The sequence below is a fragment of the Alkalihalobacillus sp. BA299 genome, assembly GCF_017745675.1.
GTDB lineage: Bacteria > Bacillota > Bacilli > Bacillales > Bacillaceae_F > Alkalihalobacterium.
This window is the reverse complement of the sequence record NZ_JAFLJM010000002.1, coordinates 264,545-282,662: the sequence shown is the minus strand read 5'-3', so window position 1 is coordinate 282,662 and position 18,118 is coordinate 264,545. Positions and strand designations below refer to the sequence as shown.

The window sequence follows — 18,118 nt, the reverse complement described above, 5'->3', positions numbered from 1 at the left end:
TGGCGTTGCCAGCTATCTAATAAAGCTGGCTTCCTGGCAAGAGAATTATGCCCGCATAGGCTCCTTGTCAAGCTACTTGGCCCTAGTGAAATATATTGAAAGAGCGCATAAAAAACAAAAAGATAAGAACGAGTAAGAATAAGAGAGCTTATGTCCAAATTTCGGGGGTTAATCCGTAAGACTATCCCTAGATTTTTTATCTAACTGGTATCAAGGGGCCTTAAGTAAGGCTTTAGGTAGAGAAGTCCAATTTGAGAAGATCTTTGAACCAATTAAGCCAGGTGATGTACCAGCTACTTATGCTTCGACTGATCAATTGCAGAAAGCTGTGGGCTTTAAACCGGAGACTTCGATTGAAGAAGGGCTACAGAAATTTGCCGATTGGTATGTCGATTATTATAAAGTTAAGTAATAAATTCCCGCTGAGTGAAAACTTGGCGGGGGTATATATCATAGCGTACCCAAAAATATGGACACAAATCTACTAATTATGCTAAAGTTTTAGCCATGAAAAATTCCAGGAAATATACTCCGAAATTTAAGGGAATGGTTATTTTAGACCTTTTCGGGAGTAATCAGACAATGGCTAGTATTTGTGAGAAGTATAAGATCACTTATTTAACATTACGAAAATGGAAAGAAGAGGCTTTACGTATGTTGCAGATCGTTTTATATAAGGAAACAGCGGCGGATCGAAAGGTCGAAGAATTAGAGAAAGAAAAAATTCGATTATTAAATGAGTTAAAAAACAAGGATATTGAGTTGACTTATTTACAGAGTAATATAGTAAGAGGGATGCGGATCAAAGATCGTAAGAGTTTAATAGAACTGCAATATCCGAAACTATCGATAAACCGCCAATGTGATCTACTGCAAATTTCACGTTCTTGCCTATTACACATCATCCATTGAACCTTCTTTGGATGATGTGCTAATTATGAATAGTATCGATGAAATACATACGGTGTTCCCCGGTTTTGGGTTTCGATTAGTGAATGATCGACTTCGAAAACGGTACAATATTAAGATTGGTTTGAAGCGAACGAGCAGTTTGATGGAGAAGATGAAGATCAAAATTCCATCAAAGCAGAATGTCGGGGTGGCATCTGGTTATCTTTTAAATGATATAACAATTGATCATCCGAATCATGTTTGGAGTATTGATATATCTTATATTGGGATGGTGGATCGTTTCAGTTATTTAGTTGCGATTATCGATTGGTATAGTCGTTATGTGGTTGGCTGGCAGTTAGCGCCTACGCTTCATTTACATAATGTTATCGAAACCATTGAAAAAACGCTTAACGAATATGGTATTCCAGAGATTATAAATTGTGATAACGGACATCAATTTACTTCGAACGCCTACAAACGGTTGTTAACAGAGAATGGGAGGTTGGATTCATTCTGTTAAAGTCGTGGCAGATGAGGAAATAGATGGTAAGATCTCATTGTTGTCCCCGTGCTTCCTATATATGAATAAAAGTATTCTAAAATAAATAAGCAGAAAATGATATAATAATGATTGAAGTCTATTTTTATTATTTTATTTTACTAATATTCAACTTAATGCCTCCTAAGGTAAGCGAGTTGCTTAAAATAATATTAGATTATAGGGGTTCTTATATTCATAGTGTTTATAGTACGACAGGAGAAGGGGAAATCATGAAATTTTATAAACAAATGTTTTTGCTAATAATGGGGCTTATCATTGTAAGTTATGGGATTGCTGTTTCTATACAAGTTCAACATTTAGGGATACACCCATGGGATGTTTTATATATTGCACTGAATAATAACTTGGGGCTAACCATTGGTACTTGGAATGTATTAATTGGCATATTTTTACTTTTTATTACATTTAGATTAAACCGCTCTTATATAAAAATGGGTACATTTTTAAATGTACTTCTCGTTGGACCAATCGTAGACTTCTTTTTATTCTTGGACGTGTTTCCTCATTCACCTAATGGAATGGTAGATATATTGTTGCTTATTGTCGCAATTGCCTTTATTGGTACTGCATGTGGAATGTATACAGCGGCTAATTTTGGAGCAGGACCGAGGGATGGATTTATTCTTGCCATTTCTGAGAAATCTAGGATGTCAATTAGAAAAACTCGCATCATCCTTGAGAGTGCTGTTCTTGTATTAGCTCTTATCCTTGGAGGTCCCGTTTTTATCTTTACTTTTATTTATACATTCATAATGAGTCCCATCTTTCAATGGTCCTATCTTCTTTGCGATAAGTGGGTAAAGAGTAACGATGCTACCCTAAAGCAAAACAAGGATACTCAAATGGATGTTAGCTGAGAAGCATGGGGACAGTTCACGTGCTTCTTTAACCAATAAAAAAATAGTTGAAATAGAGAAGTGAGAGAATCGGGGTATGCTTACTGACCCTCATTCTGCTAATTGACGGAAATCATAGGATTGAAAAAGCGTATCGTGAGTGTCTTTCGTTAATTGCTTCTTATAATTTAAGTGAAAAATACTTTTACCATTTTTTGTAGACATGTGCGGTAATGAAGCGTTTGTAGAATATTGGAATGCTAGATTGTGAGGGGTTTATATGGGTTTCTGATTTGGATGTCGAATCAAAAATATCTCAATATGGTTACCAGTAATATTACTTATTATTATAAATGATTAGCTATAATTAATAAACATCTTTAGGGATCTACCGTGCTACCTGAAATTTGTTGAAAACCTATGTGAAGATGTGTCACTGTAACACCCCGAAATCCGCTAACCACACTATACGTTGTCTAAAGTTTACATCATTCTCCCGTTAACCACCGCCCCCAAGTCTTTTCCACAACAGCCATTCTCCTCTTTTCAACGACCAATTTCCCAGCGACCGTACCGTAAAAGTACTGGATGAAGCTTGTTTTGATGTAATTTTGCTTATACTTATAAATCGTTTCTTTGAACGCTTGGATGATCGTCGGGAGGAAGGTCTCAATCGGTTGACTAAATTTCATGGAACGATAGGCGATCGTTGTCCGGTACCATAGGGAACAAATGTCTTTGGCGCGGTTAAAGAATGGTTTGGCGACTTGGACAAATGGGGTAGGGACATAGGACGGGACAAAGGTATAGTCTAGTGAATCTAGGGATTTTGATCTTACTGAATCTAGGGGCTTTGTTCTTAATGATTCTTGTGTTTGTTGACGTTGTTCTTGATGTTGTTTTTGCTTTTTAGTTTCTAATAAAGGAGCTTCGGGGGCTTTTTCTTCGGCTTGATGGCATGGTGGGGCTGGGGTTTCGGCATGTTTGCGGTCTGGCAATTGTGGGCTTGTCGCCCCGTCAAAGCGGTGGAAGATATAGACATTATGGGAGTAGCCGCCTTTTTGACGGATCGTATGATGAATACTGATGATGCCGAGTTTTTTTGCTTTTCGCAGCATGCGTTCAAAGGTGGAGCGTGAAATTCCTCCATTATGAGCTTGTGCGGCTTGGACGAGTTTACCGATTCTTGCATTACACACGCCGTGTTTTTTGACACTGTATTGAATTAAGGTTAAAAGAGCGATTCGTTCTCCTTTTGTGAAGTGATACTCATACAGTTTTCGTACTTGTTTCATGGATTCGTTGAATTCTTTTACAGAATGGAACTCACTTAAGTGAGCGAATTGATCAATGTGGCCTGATTTCACGGGGAGTGCCTCCTTAGATTACGTTCCTTCAGTGGGGAAGTGGATCGTTGTATTAGTAGTTGGTGGTTAGTGATTAGTGATTAGTTGGTTCGTTTGAAAAAGAAGTGGAGCGGTTGAAGCGATAGCTGGTCGTGAGTGTAGAGAGTCTTTCAATGAGGGATCTTTTGAAAGGCCAATTCTTTCTGTTGACCGTCCTTTATTCGTAGTAGCTGAAATGTGGGCGTTGAAGGGAAAAGCGAACGATGCAGTAAGAGGTACGCTGCATTTGTCGTTCAATGGTGTGAAAGGACACAGGTAGTAAGAGTTCTTTATCGTCCTTGAAGGTGATGATGGAATGAGTTGGCGTGTCGGTATGGCGTTCAATTGATTTAATGTGGTGATAGAAGAGCCAATGACATTCGTGAAGCTTTGGTGAGTGGGTTGGAAAGGCATAAATTTGTTCGTGAGGATTGACGGGAAGAGGAATTTTGCTTGTAACACCTGTCTTATGAGTGACAGCGGCTCGTCTTCCGTCATAATCAGCACCACCTTCTAAGCAGGCTTCTCTAATGAGTTGTAGGGGTGTTTTTTTCACATGATAACGTTGATCGCGTTCCCAGACGACCGTTTGATAATCTAAGTGATAGACAGGGAGAAGAGCAGACGTGTCGCGATTGATTTCGTAGTGAGGAAGGGTAGTTTCGTTCATTTGGATGGCTCCTTTGTATAGAGGATTTGTTTGTGTGGAATGAATTTGACAGGTACAAGCGAGGGACGAGGTGAAAGTATTTTTGATTCAAATTAAATAAAGGAACATATAAAGAAATTTTAAATAGTTAGCAATAAAATGATAGTTCTAGTTGTGCGGGAGGAATTTTCTTAAATAATGATTTACATCTTCCACTGCATCTCTATATAGGTGATTCATATCGAGTCCTAAGACTTTTGCAATTTTGAATAAAATAAAGTGGGACGTTGTGACTTCTGCTCGTTCTATACGCCCTAAATAAGCGCGGCTGATTTGGGCTCTAAACGCTACTTCAGCGCTTGATAGTTTTAATTTTTTTCGTTGATCTCTTATGTGGTTTCCAATGACTTTGTTTACATGGTTTTCTAACTCTTCTGGCGTCTTTTGTTCTCCTTCCAACGTTTTTGCCCCTTTTTAATTACTATAATCAGTTATTTAAAAGGGTTTGGCGACGTACGATCGGTATCAAAATGAAAAAAAGGTAAAAGTTTTTGTCTCTGGGGGATTGGGAGTCAGAAACCAAGAGGAATAAAGTAGCTTTAAAATACTATAACAAAGGATTTTTAATATGGAGTTCAACAACCCATCATATAGCAATTATTTGCTCAGATTACAATGATGAAAAGTTTACCTTTTTTAAGACCCAGATAAGTTACCGCTAGAGTTATATGAAAAGTAAAAGTGGGGGGCTGCCTCCCATTGTATTACCCATTTTGATTACTTATTTCGTATCGATATAATACAATATAGTAGTAAGGTAGATGCTTTGAATTCAAAGCTACATTTCGAAATTAATTAGTCCAAAGAAAAGGAGTTAACATAGTGAGTGCAAATAACCAAATGGATGTAACCGTCATTTTAAATATAGCTGTTGAAGCTGGAAAAGATATTTTGTCTGTATATGAAACGGATTTTTCTGTTGAAAATAAACAAGATGATTCACCTTTAACCTTAGCAGATAGAAAATCCCACATTAAGATTGTAGAGGGATTGGAACAGCATTATCCGAATATCCCTATCTTAAGTGAGGAAGGAAAGCATCAATCCTATAGTGAGAGAAAAGAATGGGATTACGCGTGGGTAGTTGATCCATTAGATGGTACAAAAGAATTTGTGAAACGAAATGGTGAATTTACAGTTAATATTGCATTAATAAAGGATGGTACTCCTATTTTAGGCGTCATTTACGCTCCAGTGTTAGATGTGGCTTATGTTGGTGAACAGGGACAAGGTGCTTATAAAGTGGAGAACGTTCTAGAGAAAGTGAATAAGCAAATTCCATTAGAGGACATTGGTATTGCTTTACCGATTAAAGAAGAAAGAGACTATTGTTCGGTTGTGGCGAGTCGATCGCATTTGTCTAAAGAAACAGAAGAGTATATTGAAACCCTGAAAGAAAAGCATGGTAAAGTTGAATTAACATCAGCTGGTAGTTCATTAAAGCTGTGCTTAGTAGCTGAAGGAAAAGCAGATGTATATCCACGTTTTGCCCCAACAATGGAGTGGGATACAGCCGCAGGTCAAGCTGTTGTTGAATGTGCGGGTGGAAAAGTAGTGACAACAGATACAAATGAGCCGCTTAAATATAATAAAGAAAATTTATTAAATCCTTGGTTTATTGTTGCTTTTAAAAGCTTTAATTATTAAACTCGGTAGAAAGGAGTGACTGTCTAATGAACATACTAGTAACTGGTGGTGCAGGATATATAGGCTCGCACACATGTGTTACCTTGCTTGAAGCAGGGTATACAGTAATTGTTGCTGACAATTTATGCAATAGTAAAGCTGAAACATTAGATAGAGTAAAGGAAATTACAAATAAGGAAATAACATTTTATCAGATAGATGTGACTGATGAATCCTCAGTGGATGATATCTTTTATAATCATTCTATTGATGGAGTTATTCATTTTGCTGGCCTGAAAGCTGTAGGTGAATCTGTAGAATTACCATTAGCTTATTATTACAACAACATTGTCAGCACCATGGTTCTGGCTAAAGTCTGCCAAAAGTATGGTGTTAAGCGATTTGTCTTTAGTTCATCGGCAACGGTGTATGGGGAGAATAAGGTTCCTTTTATAGAGACCATGAATCTTTTGCCGACAACAAATCCTTATGGTGAGACTAAAGCCATGAGTGAGCGGATTCTTACAGATATAGCTAAAGCAAGTTCGGGATTTTCAGTTGCTCTCCTTCGGTATTTCAATCCAGTGGGTGCCCATGAAAGTGGATTGATTGGTGAAGCCCCTAATGGTATCCCCAATAACCTAATGCCTTATGTTACACAGGTAGCCAAAGGGAAACTGGAGAGGCTTCGAGTTTTTGGAAATGACTTTCCAACAGTTGATGGTACAGGTGTAAGAGACTATATTCATGTGCTGGACTTGGCAGAAGGTCATGTTGCAGCATTGAACAATCTCATCGAAGGTGCTCAAATTTATAACCTAGGAACTGGTAAGGGTACTAGTGTTTTAGAGTTAGTAAAGGCATTTGAAGATGCTAATGGTATTAAGGTGCCCTATGAAATCGTAGAACGGAGACCTGGAGATATCGCCTCATGCTACGCTGATGTCTCAAAAGCATGGAGGGAATTAGGTTGGAAGGCTAAACGTGATATTGTCGCAATGTGCCGGGATGCTTGGAAGTTTGAGAGGCTGTCACAGTGACACCCCGAAGCACTGGGAAGCACAGGGGGAAGCACAGGGACGGTTCTCGTGCTTCTTTAACCAATAAAAAAAGTTGAATTAGAGAAGTGTGCAAAGCACAAAAAGAAACTGAAAAAGTAGGAAGCTTGAATTACCTGACCTCCCACTGTAAGGTATTTATGATAATTATTCCTTTTGTACTAGCATTATCATTATATGTTAAACAAAAATGATGAAAATAGTTAGCGTAATAGTATATGATAGTTTTAACAAATTCAAAGGTTTTAGTCACCATATTCTTGTCCATAGCAAATTGTAAGACCTCTTATAGACTCCTATATCCTTATAGGATATACCCTACATCTCGATATGTATTACGTTCCTTCTAATTTATGAAAAATTATTTCGACATCAAAATTCAGCTTATAGTCTCATTTTTACCCCAAGAATCCATGAAAGTCTTCAACTTACCTGTATCTTTATCATTTCAAAGTCTCAGTTAGGACAATGAAATTACACTCCTGATTCTTAACTTTTAAAAAATTTACGCTTGGAAATTTTAGAAGAACAACTAAATAATCGATATTGGAGGAAGCTAAAAAAGTCCGCAAAAGTATTGGTTTAAAAGGCTTGGAATGTTACCAAGTACAAGTGATTGAAGGATTCATCGGAACTTTACCATTAGATGGAACCGTTCTTCCTGTTGAAGGAATTCGCCGCTATTCTAGCAGCCAAAAGACCGGGGCTTAAAAAGCTCTTCCTTCCACTTGACCCTACTCACTGACCTTTATAAGTTTTATAATTGAAGATGAGGTATTGGTCGGGAATGTGGAGCATTTTTTTTTGAAACAAGAAGGTCAGGATTATCAAGTATTAGAGGAAGCTGTGTTGGATGCAGCGAGAAAATATAATTGTCACATAACCGAATTAAAATCATTCGCTGAATATCCTGAAGTTATAGAATGGTAAAAGGAGTGATAAGGAATGGCTAAAAGGAAGAATGAGGAAGCCTGGGCAGAGGCGAAAAAGCGATGTCGGTTAAATCAGGCTGAAATAAAAATGGCTAAGGAGCTGGGGATGACACCGAAGAGTTTAATTAAAAATATCCCTTCATCTAAACAGCAATGGAAAGCGCCTGTTAAAATATGGATTAGAGATTTATATGAGGAAAGGTTTGGAAAGACCTTAACGGTGAAGCCTGCTCTCAATCAAAATACAAATACCAAGCAGAAGAGGGAAGAAAAGCCTGTGATTTCGAAATTTTGGGATGATGAGGAGCTACCATTTTGATGAAGAACATTAACCGATTATCGCAAGAGGAAATAAAAGTCATATTGAGAGCAGCTGACGAAATTGTTACACGAGGAGGACGAACGCTTCTCGCTAAAATTTTAAAGGGCTCAAAGGAGAAGAAAATTTTGGAGCTGGAGCTTAATCGTTGTCCTGTCTATGGTTATTTTAAGTCTAAGAAACTAGACGATATTATGCAAAAAATTGATTGGATGATTGATTATGATTTCCTAGATATTTGAGTATTTTGGGAAACTACCAATGATTATTTTTACAGTCCGAGGCTGGCAGATCCAGTCCGATCAGTATACGGATGAGCTTTTAAATGAATGGAGGAAATGGCTCAAACAGGGGAAACTATCTCCTGATATGACCTATTTAAAGGATCGGAATAGGCCAATGATTTTATTATTTCTTTCGAAGATTAAAGAATCAGGTGATCAAGCATTTATCCCTTATTTAAAATTATGGGGAAAAGTGGATTATAAGAAGGTAAGAGAAGAAATTCGAAAAACGATAGATGTACTGGAAAATAAAAAGCCGATTGATGTTCAAGTTGTACAGGAGAGAACAGAGTCGATAAAAGAGGCTTTAAAAGGTTCAGCACCGCAAGATTTACTTTTGAAATGCTGGGAATGTGGTAAACGATTTCCTTTTACAATAGGTGAGCAGCAATTTTATAAGCAAAAAGGATTTACCGATCCGAAAAGATGTAAAGCGTGTCGAAATCAAGGGAATGATATGTTCTTTTAGTACAGGAAACAGTAGGTTTTGGGAGGGATTAAAGAAGCACCGGGACGGTTCTGGTGCTTCCTGCCACGGAGGGAATTGGATATCCCCTCACTATAGTTAAGCTAGGACTTACTCAATATAACGAAGGGTCTGCCACAACTGGTGGCAGACCCTATTCGTGTTCTTATAAATCCGAATTTATCTTTGATATTGCTGCTTTTGATAAAAATGAATTCGAGTGTTTTACTTCTGCTCGGTTAAAGCATAGAGGAAGGAAAGAAGCAAGAGAACCGTCCCCGTGCTTCCAACCGTCCCCGTGCTTCCCCGTGCTTCTCTTAATTTTGTATTAAATTACCCATATTATCAAAATACATTTTTTGAACATCATTATATACTCGACGTTCTGTACGAACTAAATCATAGTTATCATCCAATATCGGGAAAATATATACTGGTGATAATGTCAATTCTGTACCTTCTGAAGTATTAACGAAGTCCATTTGTAAGTGTCCGTAATGTAAACCACCATCAATTAAGTGTTTTACGCCGTTTTCATTTGTTTGCCAAAGTTCTGGCTCGTTACGGGTTGCGCTCCATTGTGTGTACGTGTTAAATTCTTGCGGAACAAAATTGCCGTTTGCATCTTTAATCATCTTTTCTCCACGTAAACCGTCAGCAGCTACACCGACATCGTATACATGAAAACCATTTCCATCTCCATCTAAATCTACCCAGCTACGTTCAAACATTTCATCATGTCCAGAAATTACTGCAGCAACACCATATTTTTCGAACATAGGTGTATAGACGCGCATGGCTACACCAGACTGGTTGTCTGCATATACATGATTTGGAGGGGCACCGTGAACACCTATTGAATAAGGAGCATGGTGAAATTGCACTAGAATGATTTGTCCTTTTTCACGTGCATCTCTTAGTTGCTCTTCTACCCACTTGTATTGTTCAGTACCAGCGTTAAAGTTTGGTAAGTCAGAATCTGCGGCTGTTGTCCCTTTGAAAAACTTGGTGAAAGCAAGATGATATTCATCAGCAGTAAATTCACCTTGTGTATCTGTAGTCATGTAAGGGTCTCCTTGTACACCTTGCTCTGCCCATACTGCCTCATTTAATACAGAATCATTTTCACTGTATACTTCACCTGTAAATGTCTTGGTTCTAGTAGATTCATCTGGAACTCCATTCGTTGAATCTAGTGTTAATAATGTAACTGGACCAATATCTGTTCTGTAATAGGAGTCTTTATATTGAGGATTATTAGCATCACCAGTGGTATCGAAATATTCATGAAATTTATTACGAGAAATTACGACGGGTGTACGATCATCGGCGCTGCCATACCCGCCATTAATAGATGCATAGGTTTCCCAGTTTCCTAGAGCTGGTAATAATGGAAGGCTAGAAGCTATATCGGTATATTCACCTGCAAAATGCCGCCAAAATTCGTCCCATGCTGGCTGGTATCCAGAACCTTGTGCTAGATCTCCAGCAATGATTAATGCATCCGCATCAGCTGCTGCTATATGGGCTAAGTTTTCGTTTAAAGCCGTTTGCTGATCGACTGGATAACGAACTAAAAACATCCCATTTCTTGTTTTATTTCCGTACTTTTGATCAAAAGCCGATCCCTGACCAGGGCGTTCCTCTGAACCTGGTGCATAAGGAGTTACTGTATGTAATTCCCACTCACGATGTTCTAATGCCCCGTATGGTTCTGTTTCAGTGTCTGAAAAGGCAATCAATGTTAGTTCGTCCCAATCATGCTGTTCCGGATACGTTTTAAAGTTAGAGGTATGAGTTTTTTTTCCTTGCTTGACGATATACTGGTATTTTGTATCGGGTCTTAACCCATCAATGGTTACGGAATGTTTATAGTTGGAATTTGATTTTAACCAGGAGCCTTGAGGAAGCGTTTCGACTATTCCATTACCACTGTTATATTTTAATTCTTGCTGTAATTCTTTTTCCGTATACTCCATTAAGTTCATATATTCAGGAGTAGACGTCAATTTTTTCCCCTTTGCACCAGGTCCAGCTACAATTACTTGACCAGGTTCATCTAACTCTGAAATCCAGTTAATAGTCATAGAAGTGCTAGAAGGAGATTGTAAGTATGGTAATACACGAAATCCTGTTTCTGGTTCACGTAAGGTTAATTCTTCTTGGTTTGCTTTTGATCCCTTTCCCTTTCCAACTGATCCTTCTGTCACTAGTGGACTAGCAACTACTAATGATGCCATCGTTATAATAGCTAGACTTCGTAAAAATAAACTCTTCGACATATTACTGCCTCCTTTAGTTTTATTCAGCACTAATTATACAGAGGGAATGTTTTGGTAATGTTAACGTAATGTAAAATATAAGCAGGGGACGGTTCTTGAATGAAACTCCTAATCCGTAAATTAAAGTAAAACTCGCACTAGGTACACATATAAAAGACAATTAAATATAGTATTGGAGGAAGCAGAAAAATGTCAGCAAAGGTAACTAGTATTGGTTTAAAAGGTTTGGAAGGTTACCGAGTCCAGGTGGAAGTACAGGTGATTGAAGGGCTTTATCGGAACTTTATCATTAGATGGAACCGTTCTTCCTGGTGAAGGAATGATTGCAGCTATTCTAGCGGCCAAAAGACTGGGGCTTAAAAAGCTCTTCCTTCCACTTGACCCTACCATTCCAACGATTGGAAATCACTAATTTAGAACTCATTTATATTAAAACCATTCAAGATGTGATGGATATCCTTGCAGGAAGACAGCTTCTTTCGTTTATTCAACCAAAACCAATACTAGAAGAAGAGGAAGTTGGATATAGGGATTTTAATCAATTCATCGGTCACGAATTTGCCAAACGAGCTCTCGAAATCGCGGCAAGTGGAGAACGCTATGTATTGATGGATGGACCTCCAGGGTGTGGGAAAAGCCTCTTAGCAGAAACCTTTCCTTCCATTTTGCCACCTTTGTCAAATGAAGCCCAACTAGAAAAACTTAGACTTTATCAATTAGCAGGAGCTCCTTATCACTCTCTTACATTATCATATTACTTTTACAACAATGTACACTGATATTTTAACAGGTGAATTTAGAGATGAGTATGATAAACAATAAAAAAATGAATGCTTAGTGGTGATAGAGATGCCCAGGCGAGCTAGGGTAAAAAGCAAAAGTGGAATATATCATCATGTTGAGAGGTGCGAATCGACAGGAAATATTCCATGATGAGGAAGATATCTTGAATACAATGAAGAGGATTGGTATAACTTATGCCTTTTATTATAATTGGAAGTTCTTCACAACATGACACCTTTTTTAAGATAGGTTCAAAAGTGAGAATGTAGAAACGGATCATTATTTACTAACAGTCATAAGGTATATCCACCAAAATCCAATAAAAGCGGGAATCGTAAATCGACCTGATGAATGGAAGTGGAGCAGTTGTCTTGGTTATTACGGACAAAATAATTATCCTATAGGATTTACTAGACATGGAATTTATTTTCAAAATGTTTTCTGAGGATCTCACGGTTGCTAAAGTAAGATTTAAAGAATTTAATGAAAGAAAAAATGACGATACATGCTTAGAAGAGAGAGGAAATGATAAAAGAAAGGTATCAGACGAAGAGGCACGAGTAGAAATCAGGAAATTGCTTGATGGAATTTGAGATAGCACAAGTAAAGAGTTTACCTAAACTGAGAAGAAATGAAATATTGCAGAACGTAAAAATAATTAATGGAGTATCACAACGCCAGGCCGCTAGATTTTAGGAGTCTCACCTAACCTTATATTTAAAGCATAGAGAAAGTGAGAGAAGCACAAGAACCGTCCCCGTGCTTCTTCGTAAGAAAAGGTTAGCTGCTTTATAATAAAGTCAGAAAGAAGGTGAAGGTAATGGAAAAAAGGATTCTTGAAATCCTATTAGAACTACAAAAGGGTATGAAAGAAGTAAAATCGGACATTCAAGAAATCAAAGATGTGGGTTTGAAAGAGGTAAAATCGGACATTCAAGAAATCAAAGATGTGGGTTTGAAAGAAGTGAAAACTGACATTCAAGAAATCAAAGACGTTGTAACTAGAATCGAAACTTCACAAATTGAAGATGTAGTAGGAATGTTAAAAGTGACTAAAAAGAAAACGGATTTTGAATTTGATTATTTGAATAACAAACTTACAGAAATCGACAAGCGACTGTTTAGCTTAGAGAAAAGAGTTGAAAATTAATAAGTATTATACGATTAAAGTCAAACACTCTCTAATGTTCCAATTATACAAGGAAGCTATAGAGTAATTGCGCTTTTGAAAACCTAATATAGAAAGGTGTGATCCTGTTTTGGCTCGCAAGCCTCGTATCTGGTTTCCAGGGGCGACATTTCATATTACTAGTCGTGGAAATCGCCGTGCTTCGATTTTTTGCGATCATGATGATCGGTTGATGTATTTAACCCTTCTTGAAGAAACCCGCGTTCAGTATCCTTTTCACCTCCATGCCTACTGTTTAATAACCAATCACATTCATCTTCTCCTCGAAACGATCGATATTCCTACAAAAGAAATTATCAAAAAGCTCCATTCGGTCTATGCCATCTATTTTAATAAGCGGCACCGCACTAGTGGACATTTGTTTCAAGGGTGTTACCATGCAGAATTAATAAACGATGATACTTATTTATTAGAAGTGAGTAAGTATATTCATCTTAATCCGGTGGAAGCAAAGATGGTCATACGTCCAGAAAGCTATCGCTGGAGTAGTTATTCTGCCTATATTTCCTCCAATTCAGATCCGTATGATTACATCCATTTAAATGTACCACCTCTGACATAGCATTTACCACCAAAAGACAAAAAGTGTACCAAAGAATGACAGACTGTTTACCACTGCAATCCTTCTGGTGATAAAAGATATAAAAAACCATAGTTTTGAGGATCAAAAATGTTATAAAAATTTGATTGATTTTCAATAAGATCAGTCACACTTCTGCAAACGGGCCAGATTAACTCTTGTATTACGTAGATAAATACTGCGTAACAAAAAGTGCCTTTTGAAGTTAAGTTCGTTATTCTATAAATAAACGGAAAACTTAAGTTATTAAATTCAGTTGACATTAGAAAATAAATTGTTATATAATTATCTCGAATTCAAGATATTTTTTCGAAGGAATGATACTCATGGATATTAAAAATAGTAAACAACTTGAAGAGGATTTGTCTCTAAAGTTATTTATCGTTTTATCCCGTGCTTTGCAATCAATAAAAAAACGTGTGGAAGAAGATATAAAGAATTTTGGACTAAATCCAACAGAATTTGCTGTTCTGGAGTTGCTTTATAACAAAGGAGATCAGCCAATTCAAAAAATCGGCGATAAAGTATTGATTGCAAGTAGTAGTATTACGTATGTAGTAGATAAGTTAGAAAAGAAAAATTTAATTGAAAGAAAACCTTGTCCAAAAGACCGTCGTATCACATATGCTACAATAACCGCAGATGGAACCGAATTAATGAATGAGATCTTTCCAAAACATAAAGATGCAATTCAAGAAATATGTGGTGGTTTAGATTGGAATGAGAAAAATGATTTAATTCAACAATTAAAAAAGTTAGGTTATCATGCGCAAGGTTTAGATCTATAAATTTTTTTAGATAAATATCTCGAATTCGTAATATATTAATTTGAAATATCTTAAATGAAACAATTTAAATTTTTTAAAAGATTTGGCGGAATTTAACTGATTATAATAGGTTATTCTAAATTTATTATTTAAAGGAGTGTAAGCAAAATGAGTAAAAAAACATTGGGTATTCACCACATCACAGCAATTGTTGGTCACCCGCAAGAGAACGTAGATTTTTATGCTGGAGTATTAGGATTACGCTTAGTTAAAAAAACAGTAAATTTTGATGACCCAGGTACCTACCATTTGTATTTTGGCAATGAAGGAGGAAAACCAGGAACCATTATTACGTTTTTCCCTTGGGCTAATGCGTATCAAGGAAAAATAGGAGATGGTCAGGTTGGTGTCACCTCATATGTTGTTCCAAAAGGTGCAATGGAATTTTGGGAAAACAGGCTAGAAAAATTTAACATTGCTTTTGCAAAAACAGAACGATTTGGAGAGGAATATTTGGAGTTTGATGATCCTCATGGACTTCATTTAGAGATCGTTGAGAGAGAAGAAGGGGAACTCAACACATGGAGTTATGGCGAAGTCACACCTGATGTTGCTATTAAAGGGTTTGGTGGAGCAACATTATTATCAAAGCAACCAGAAAAAACGGCTGAATTGTTGAAAAAGGTAATGGGGCTTGAGCTAGTTGGAAAAGAAGGAGATTTCGCTCGTTATCGTTCTACTACGGATATCGGAAATATTATTGACCTTAAATTAACTAATGTTGGACGCGGGCAAATGGGTGTGGGGACAGTTCACCACATTGCTTGGCGGGCTATTGATGACCAAGATCAATTAGATTGGAAAGAGTATGTTGAAAGTTTTGGATTTGGTGTTACTCCTGTTCAGGACCGAAACTATTTCAATGCAATTTACTTTAGAGAACATGGAGAAATTCTATTTGAGATTGCAACAGATCCCCCAGGATTTGCTCACGATGAATCGGAAAAGACGATGGGAGAAAAATTAATGTTGCCTGAACAATATGAACCGCACAGAGAAAAGATTGAACAAGTCGTACTTCCATTTGAAGTAAGGGAGTTAGATTAATGCTTTCGATTGACCCATCCAATCAAACAGAAAGAGAAAATTATAAATGTTTAATAGGAAGCATTATTCCCAGACCGATTGCATTCGTTACAACGATTTCGAAAGATGGTGTTTTGAACGGAGCTCCGTTTAGTTATTTTAATATTGTTACTTCCAATCCACCAATGATTTCACTTTCTATACAACGCCAAGAAGGGAGACAGAAAGATACAGCCAGAAATATAATGGATTCAAAGGAATTCGTTGTCCATATTGTAGATGAACTAAATGTTGAAAAAGTAAATCAAACAGCGGCAAGTCTTCCACCAAATCAAAGTGAAATAGAACTGGCGGGATTTACTCCAGTAGATAGTGTAAAGGTTTTTGTGCCAGGTGTTAAGGAAGCGAAGATTCGAATGGAGTGCACATTGGAACAGTCCTTAGAATTGGGAGGTTTAAATTCCCCTGGCAGTGACCTTATTATAGGAAAAGTTGTTCAATTTCATATTAAAAATAATATTTATGAAAATGGAAGAATAGATCCAAAGGGCTTAGGTGCTGTTAGCCGATTAGCGGGTCATCATTATGCGAAAATAGGTAAAATATTTTCTATTGAAAGACCTAATTAGCTCATAACCAATCATTTGTAGAAAGGGGGAGAAAATTGCAAAAAACATTAGGTATTCATCATATCTCAGCGATGGTAAACGATGCACAAAGAACGATTAATTTTTATTCGGGGCTATTAGGATTAAGGCTCATTAAAAAGACAGTAAATTTTGACCGTCCAGAAGTGTATCACCTTTATTTTGGAAATGAAACAGGGCAACCAGGAACCGTTATAACATTTTTTCCATGGGAGAAACAGTTAAAAGGACGAATTGGAACTGGGCAGGTTGGAGTAACTAGTTACATGATTTCAAAGGAAACGATTAAATTCTGGGAGGATCGTTTACAAAAATTTGATATTGAATTTACTTCATCTATCCGCTTTGGGGAAAGGTATGTGCAATTCAAGGATCCAGACGGACTTGAAATTGAATTAGTAGAACGAGATGAAGGACCAATAAATAGTTGGAGCTTTGGAGAAATATCATCAGATTATGGAATTAAAGGGTTTAGTGGGGCTACTTTGATTTCCACGCAACCTCATAAAACTGCGGATGTACTGGAAATGTTATTGGGATTTGAATGTCTTGGGCAAGAAGAGGGTTTTCTTAGGTTTACATCCAAGGCACAGGTTGGAAACACAATCGACATTAAGTTAACTCCTTCCGTTCGTGGTTTGATGGGAGCAGGAACTGTTCACCATATAGCCTGGCGAGCAAAGGATGAAGAAGATCTGTTTAAATGGAGATCACTTCTCCAAGACAAAGGATATTATCCGACAGAAATTCTAGATCGAAATTATTTTAAAGCTCTTTATTTCCATGAACCAGGGGGGATTTTGTTTGAAATAGCTACTGATCCACCAGGATTTGTTGTTGATGAACCAATGAACACCCTAGGTGAAAAGCTAATGTTACCTTCATGGTTAGAAACAAAAAGAAAAGAACTAGAAGAAACCTTACCACCAATTAAGGTGCATAGAAGGAAGGAGATAAATAATGAAACACATATTTAATAAAGGAACAAATTCAGACAAACCAACATTATTGTTGCTTCATGGAACAGGAGGAAATGAATTAGACCTATTACCTCTTGCGGGAAGAATTGATGATGAGGCTTCGGTATTAAGTGTAAGAGGAAATGTTTTAGAAAATGGAATGCCACGATTCTTTCGAAGACTGGCTGAGGGAGTGTTTGATGAAGAAGACCTCATTTTCCGAACTTATGAATTAAATCAGTTTCTTGATGAAGCAGCAGAAAAGTATCAATTTGACCGAGACAATATCATTGCAATTGGGTACTCTAATGGAGCAAATATTGCAGCAAGTTTATTATTTCATTATGAAAATGCCCTAAAGGGTGCGATTCTTCATCATCCGATGGTACCGAGAAGAGGAATAGATCTTCCTGATTTAGCAGGGAAATCTGTGTTTATTGCTGCTGGAGCAAATGATCCAATTTGTTCACCAATGGAATCTTCCGAACTACAATCGTTATTAGAAAAAGCGAACGCTGAAGTGGAGCTACATTGGGAAGATAGAGGTCATCAATTGACATTCGAAGAAGTAGAAGTGGCAGCTAAATGGTATCGCAAATTAGAAACTAAATAATAAATCAAAATAATAACTAGATTTGAGCAGGTATAAATTTTTTAAAACATATCTTGAATTCATAATATATTAGATGATAGTATATCAAATAGAGATAAATGAATTGCAAATAAATTTGTTTATTATAAAAAAATTGGAGGA

Annotated in this window: 23 protein-coding genes and 1 pseudogene; 20 read left to right on the top strand and 4 right to left on the bottom strand. The window is 37.1% G+C overall.

Annotated features, from left to right (window positions below):
- Window positions 1-217: 217 nt before the first annotated feature.
- The 4 genes and pseudogenes from J0N78_RS25680 to J0N78_RS03885 all read left to right on the top strand — a co-directional run.
- A pseudogene (locus tag J0N78_RS25680) lies at window positions 218-412 on the top strand (NAD-dependent epimerase); the annotation flags it as partial.
- Between the two features lie 95 nt (window positions 413-507).
- The gene (locus J0N78_RS03895; RefSeq protein WP_209121709.1) at window positions 508-912 is read left to right on the top strand and encodes a transposase; all 405 of its coding nucleotides are present in this window, start codon (window positions 508-510) and stop codon (window positions 910-912) included.
- A gap of 25 nt (window positions 913-937) precedes the next feature.
- Entirely contained in the window at window positions 938-1,414 is a 477-nt protein-coding gene (locus tag J0N78_RS03890) for a DDE-type integrase/transposase/recombinase (protein ID WP_209121708.1), read from the top strand.
- A gap of 251 nt (window positions 1,415-1,665) precedes the next feature.
- Window positions 1,666-2,313, top strand: a complete 648-nt coding sequence (locus tag J0N78_RS03885) for a YczE/YyaS/YitT family protein (RefSeq protein WP_209121707.1) — start codon at window positions 1,666-1,668, stop codon at window positions 2,311-2,313.
- 467 nt (window positions 2,314-2,780) lie between these two features.
- Here the strand turns inward: J0N78_RS03885 and J0N78_RS03880 are convergent, their stop codons facing one another.
- The 3 genes from J0N78_RS03880 to J0N78_RS03870 form a co-directional block, all read right to left on the bottom strand.
- A complete protein-coding gene (locus tag J0N78_RS03880) occupies window positions 2,781-3,659 on the bottom strand; it encodes a hypothetical protein (protein ID WP_209121706.1) in 879 nt (292 codons plus the stop codon).
- A 196-nt stretch (window positions 3,660-3,855) separates the two neighbouring features.
- Entirely contained in the window at window positions 3,856-4,347 is a 492-nt protein-coding gene (locus J0N78_RS03875; RefSeq protein WP_209121705.1) for a competence protein ComK, read from the bottom strand.
- A gap of 147 nt (window positions 4,348-4,494) precedes the next feature.
- Window positions 4,495-4,785, bottom strand: a complete 291-nt coding sequence (locus J0N78_RS03870; RefSeq protein ID WP_209121704.1) for a helix-turn-helix domain-containing protein — start codon at window positions 4,783-4,785, stop codon at window positions 4,495-4,497.
- A 423-nt stretch (window positions 4,786-5,208) separates the two neighbouring features.
- On the opposite strand from J0N78_RS03870, the gene cysQ reads away from it, so the two are divergent.
- The 6 genes from cysQ (at window position 5,209) to J0N78_RS03850 (ending at window position 9,074) form a co-directional block, all read left to right on the top strand.
- Window positions 5,209-6,033 (top strand): 3'(2'),5'-bisphosphate nucleotidase CysQ, encoded by an 825-nt coding sequence (cysQ, locus tag J0N78_RS03865; protein ID WP_307794896.1) that lies wholly within the window; start codon window positions 5,209-5,211, stop codon window positions 6,031-6,033.
- A 26-nt stretch (window positions 6,034-6,059) separates the two neighbouring features.
- Complete coding sequence (galE, locus tag J0N78_RS03860) at window positions 6,060-7,052, top strand: UDP-glucose 4-epimerase GalE (protein WP_209121703.1); 993 nt, start codon at window positions 6,060-6,062, stop codon at window positions 7,050-7,052.
- Window positions 7,053-7,874: 822 nt separating this feature from the next.
- On the top strand, window positions 7,875-8,000 hold the full coding sequence (locus J0N78_RS26100) for a DUF6904 family protein (protein WP_280637170.1): 126 nt from the start codon (window positions 7,875-7,877) through the stop codon (window positions 7,998-8,000).
- 15 nt (window positions 8,001-8,015) lie between these two features.
- The gene (locus J0N78_RS03855) at window positions 8,016-8,321 is read left to right on the top strand and encodes a hypothetical protein (protein ID WP_209121702.1); all 306 of its coding nucleotides are present in this window, start codon (window positions 8,016-8,018) and stop codon (window positions 8,319-8,321) included.
- A complete protein-coding gene (locus tag J0N78_RS25675; RefSeq protein WP_247747130.1) occupies window positions 8,321-8,563 on the top strand; it encodes an RQC-minor-1 family DNA-binding protein in 243 nt (80 codons plus the stop codon). Before J0N78_RS03855 ends, J0N78_RS25675 begins: the two co-directional genes overlap by 1 nt.
- Before the next feature lie 19 nt (window positions 8,564-8,582).
- Complete coding sequence (locus J0N78_RS03850) at window positions 8,583-9,074, top strand: zinc-ribbon domain-containing protein (RefSeq protein WP_247747100.1); 492 nt, start codon at window positions 8,583-8,585, stop codon at window positions 9,072-9,074.
- A gap of 314 nt (window positions 9,075-9,388) precedes the next feature.
- On the opposite strand, the gene J0N78_RS03845 is transcribed toward J0N78_RS03850, so the two are convergent.
- Window positions 9,389-11,353: a purple acid phosphatase family protein gene (locus J0N78_RS03845; RefSeq protein ID WP_209121701.1), complete on the bottom strand. Its 1,965-nt coding sequence runs from the start codon at window positions 11,351-11,353 to the stop codon at window positions 9,389-9,391.
- 262 nt (window positions 11,354-11,615) lie between these two features.
- Between J0N78_RS03845 and J0N78_RS03840 the strand changes: the two genes are divergently transcribed.
- The 10 genes from J0N78_RS03840 to J0N78_RS03795 all read left to right on the top strand — a co-directional run bounded on the left by J0N78_RS03840 (window position 11,616) and on the right by J0N78_RS03795 (window position 17,977).
- Window positions 11,616-11,765, top strand: a complete 150-nt coding sequence (locus J0N78_RS03840; RefSeq protein WP_209121700.1) for a hypothetical protein — start codon at window positions 11,616-11,618, stop codon at window positions 11,763-11,765.
- Window positions 11,766-11,802: 37 nt separating this feature from the next.
- On the top strand, window positions 11,803-12,132 hold the full coding sequence (locus tag J0N78_RS03835) for an ATP-binding protein (protein ID WP_209121699.1): 330 nt from the start codon (window positions 11,803-11,805) through the stop codon (window positions 12,130-12,132).
- Between the two features lie 420 nt (window positions 12,133-12,552).
- Window positions 12,553-12,729 carry a hypothetical protein gene (locus J0N78_RS25670; protein WP_247747099.1) on the top strand — a complete coding sequence of 59 codons (177 nt, stop codon included), beginning with the start codon at window positions 12,553-12,555 and terminating at the stop codon, window positions 12,727-12,729.
- A 227-nt stretch (window positions 12,730-12,956) separates the two neighbouring features.
- Window positions 12,957-13,286, top strand: coding sequence for a hypothetical protein (locus tag J0N78_RS03825; RefSeq protein WP_209121698.1), 330 nt, complete (start codon window positions 12,957-12,959; stop codon window positions 13,284-13,286).
- A 109-nt stretch (window positions 13,287-13,395) separates the two neighbouring features.
- Window positions 13,396-13,887 carry a transposase gene (locus J0N78_RS03820; RefSeq protein WP_209121697.1) on the top strand — a complete coding sequence of 164 codons (492 nt, stop codon included), beginning with the start codon at window positions 13,396-13,398 and terminating at the stop codon, window positions 13,885-13,887.
- Between the two features lie 344 nt (window positions 13,888-14,231).
- Window positions 14,232-14,693, top strand: a complete 462-nt coding sequence (locus J0N78_RS03815; RefSeq protein WP_209121696.1) for a MarR family winged helix-turn-helix transcriptional regulator — start codon at window positions 14,232-14,234, stop codon at window positions 14,691-14,693.
- Window positions 14,694-14,840: 147 nt separating this feature from the next.
- Window positions 14,841-15,779: a ring-cleaving dioxygenase gene (locus J0N78_RS03810; RefSeq protein WP_209121695.1), complete on the top strand. Its 939-nt coding sequence runs from the start codon at window positions 14,841-14,843 to the stop codon at window positions 15,777-15,779.
- The gene (locus J0N78_RS03805) at window positions 15,779-16,387 is read left to right on the top strand and encodes a flavin reductase family protein (protein ID WP_209121694.1); all 609 of its coding nucleotides are present in this window, start codon (window positions 15,779-15,781) and stop codon (window positions 16,385-16,387) included. Before J0N78_RS03810 ends, J0N78_RS03805 begins: the two co-directional genes overlap by 1 nt.
- A gap of 71 nt (window positions 16,388-16,458) precedes the next feature.
- Window positions 16,459-17,382, top strand: coding sequence for a ring-cleaving dioxygenase (locus tag J0N78_RS03800; RefSeq protein WP_247747129.1), 924 nt, complete (start codon window positions 16,459-16,461; stop codon window positions 17,380-17,382).
- Window positions 17,366-17,977, top strand: coding sequence for an alpha/beta hydrolase (locus tag J0N78_RS03795; RefSeq protein ID WP_209121692.1), 612 nt, complete (start codon window positions 17,366-17,368; stop codon window positions 17,975-17,977). The genes J0N78_RS03800 and J0N78_RS03795 overlap by 17 nt, the downstream gene beginning before the upstream one ends.
- Window positions 17,978-18,118: the final 141 nt, after the last annotated feature.

Coding starts and splice junctions, on each gene's coding strand:
- J0N78_RS03815 (WP_209121696.1), top strand. CDS start 14,232: ATGGATATTAAAAATAGTAAACAACTTGAAGAGGATTTGTCTCTAAAG.
- J0N78_RS03855 (WP_209121702.1), top strand. CDS start 8,016: ATGGCTAAAAGGAAGAATGAGGAAGCCTGGGCAGAGGCGAAAAAGCGA.
- galE (WP_209121703.1), top strand. CDS start 6,060: ATGAACATACTAGTAACTGGTGGTGCAGGATATATAGGCTCGCACACA.
- J0N78_RS03810 (WP_209121695.1), top strand. CDS start 14,841: ATGAGTAAAAAAACATTGGGTATTCACCACATCACAGCAATTGTTGGT.
- J0N78_RS03885 (WP_209121707.1), top strand. CDS start 1,666: ATGAAATTTTATAAACAAATGTTTTTGCTAATAATGGGGCTTATCATT.
- J0N78_RS03845 (WP_209121701.1), bottom strand. CDS start 11,353: ATGTCGAAGAGTTTATTTTTACGAAGTCTAGCTATTATAACGATGGCA.
- J0N78_RS03875 (WP_209121705.1), bottom strand. CDS start 4,347: ATGAACGAAACTACCCTTCCTCACTACGAAATCAATCGCGACACGTCT.
- J0N78_RS03895 (WP_209121709.1), top strand. CDS start 508: ATGAAAAATTCCAGGAAATATACTCCGAAATTTAAGGGAATGGTTATT.
- J0N78_RS03835 (WP_209121699.1), top strand. CDS start 11,803: ATGGATATCCTTGCAGGAAGACAGCTTCTTTCGTTTATTCAACCAAAA.
- J0N78_RS03825 (WP_209121698.1), top strand. CDS start 12,957: ATGGAAAAAAGGATTCTTGAAATCCTATTAGAACTACAAAAGGGTATG.
- J0N78_RS03800 (WP_247747129.1), top strand. CDS start 16,459: ATGGTAAACGATGCACAAAGAACGATTAATTTTTATTCGGGGCTATTA.
- J0N78_RS03805 (WP_209121694.1), top strand. CDS start 15,779: ATGCTTTCGATTGACCCATCCAATCAAACAGAAAGAGAAAATTATAAA.
- J0N78_RS25675 (WP_247747130.1), top strand. CDS start 8,321: ATGAAGAACATTAACCGATTATCGCAAGAGGAAATAAAAGTCATATTG.
- J0N78_RS03850 (WP_247747100.1), top strand. CDS start 8,583: ATGATTATTTTTACAGTCCGAGGCTGGCAGATCCAGTCCGATCAGTAT.
- J0N78_RS25670 (WP_247747099.1), top strand. CDS start 12,553: ATGGAATTTATTTTCAAAATGTTTTCTGAGGATCTCACGGTTGCTAAA.
- J0N78_RS03890 (WP_209121708.1), top strand. CDS start 938: ATGAATAGTATCGATGAAATACATACGGTGTTCCCCGGTTTTGGGTTT.
- J0N78_RS03795 (WP_209121692.1), top strand. CDS start 17,366: ATGAAACACATATTTAATAAAGGAACAAATTCAGACAAACCAACATTA.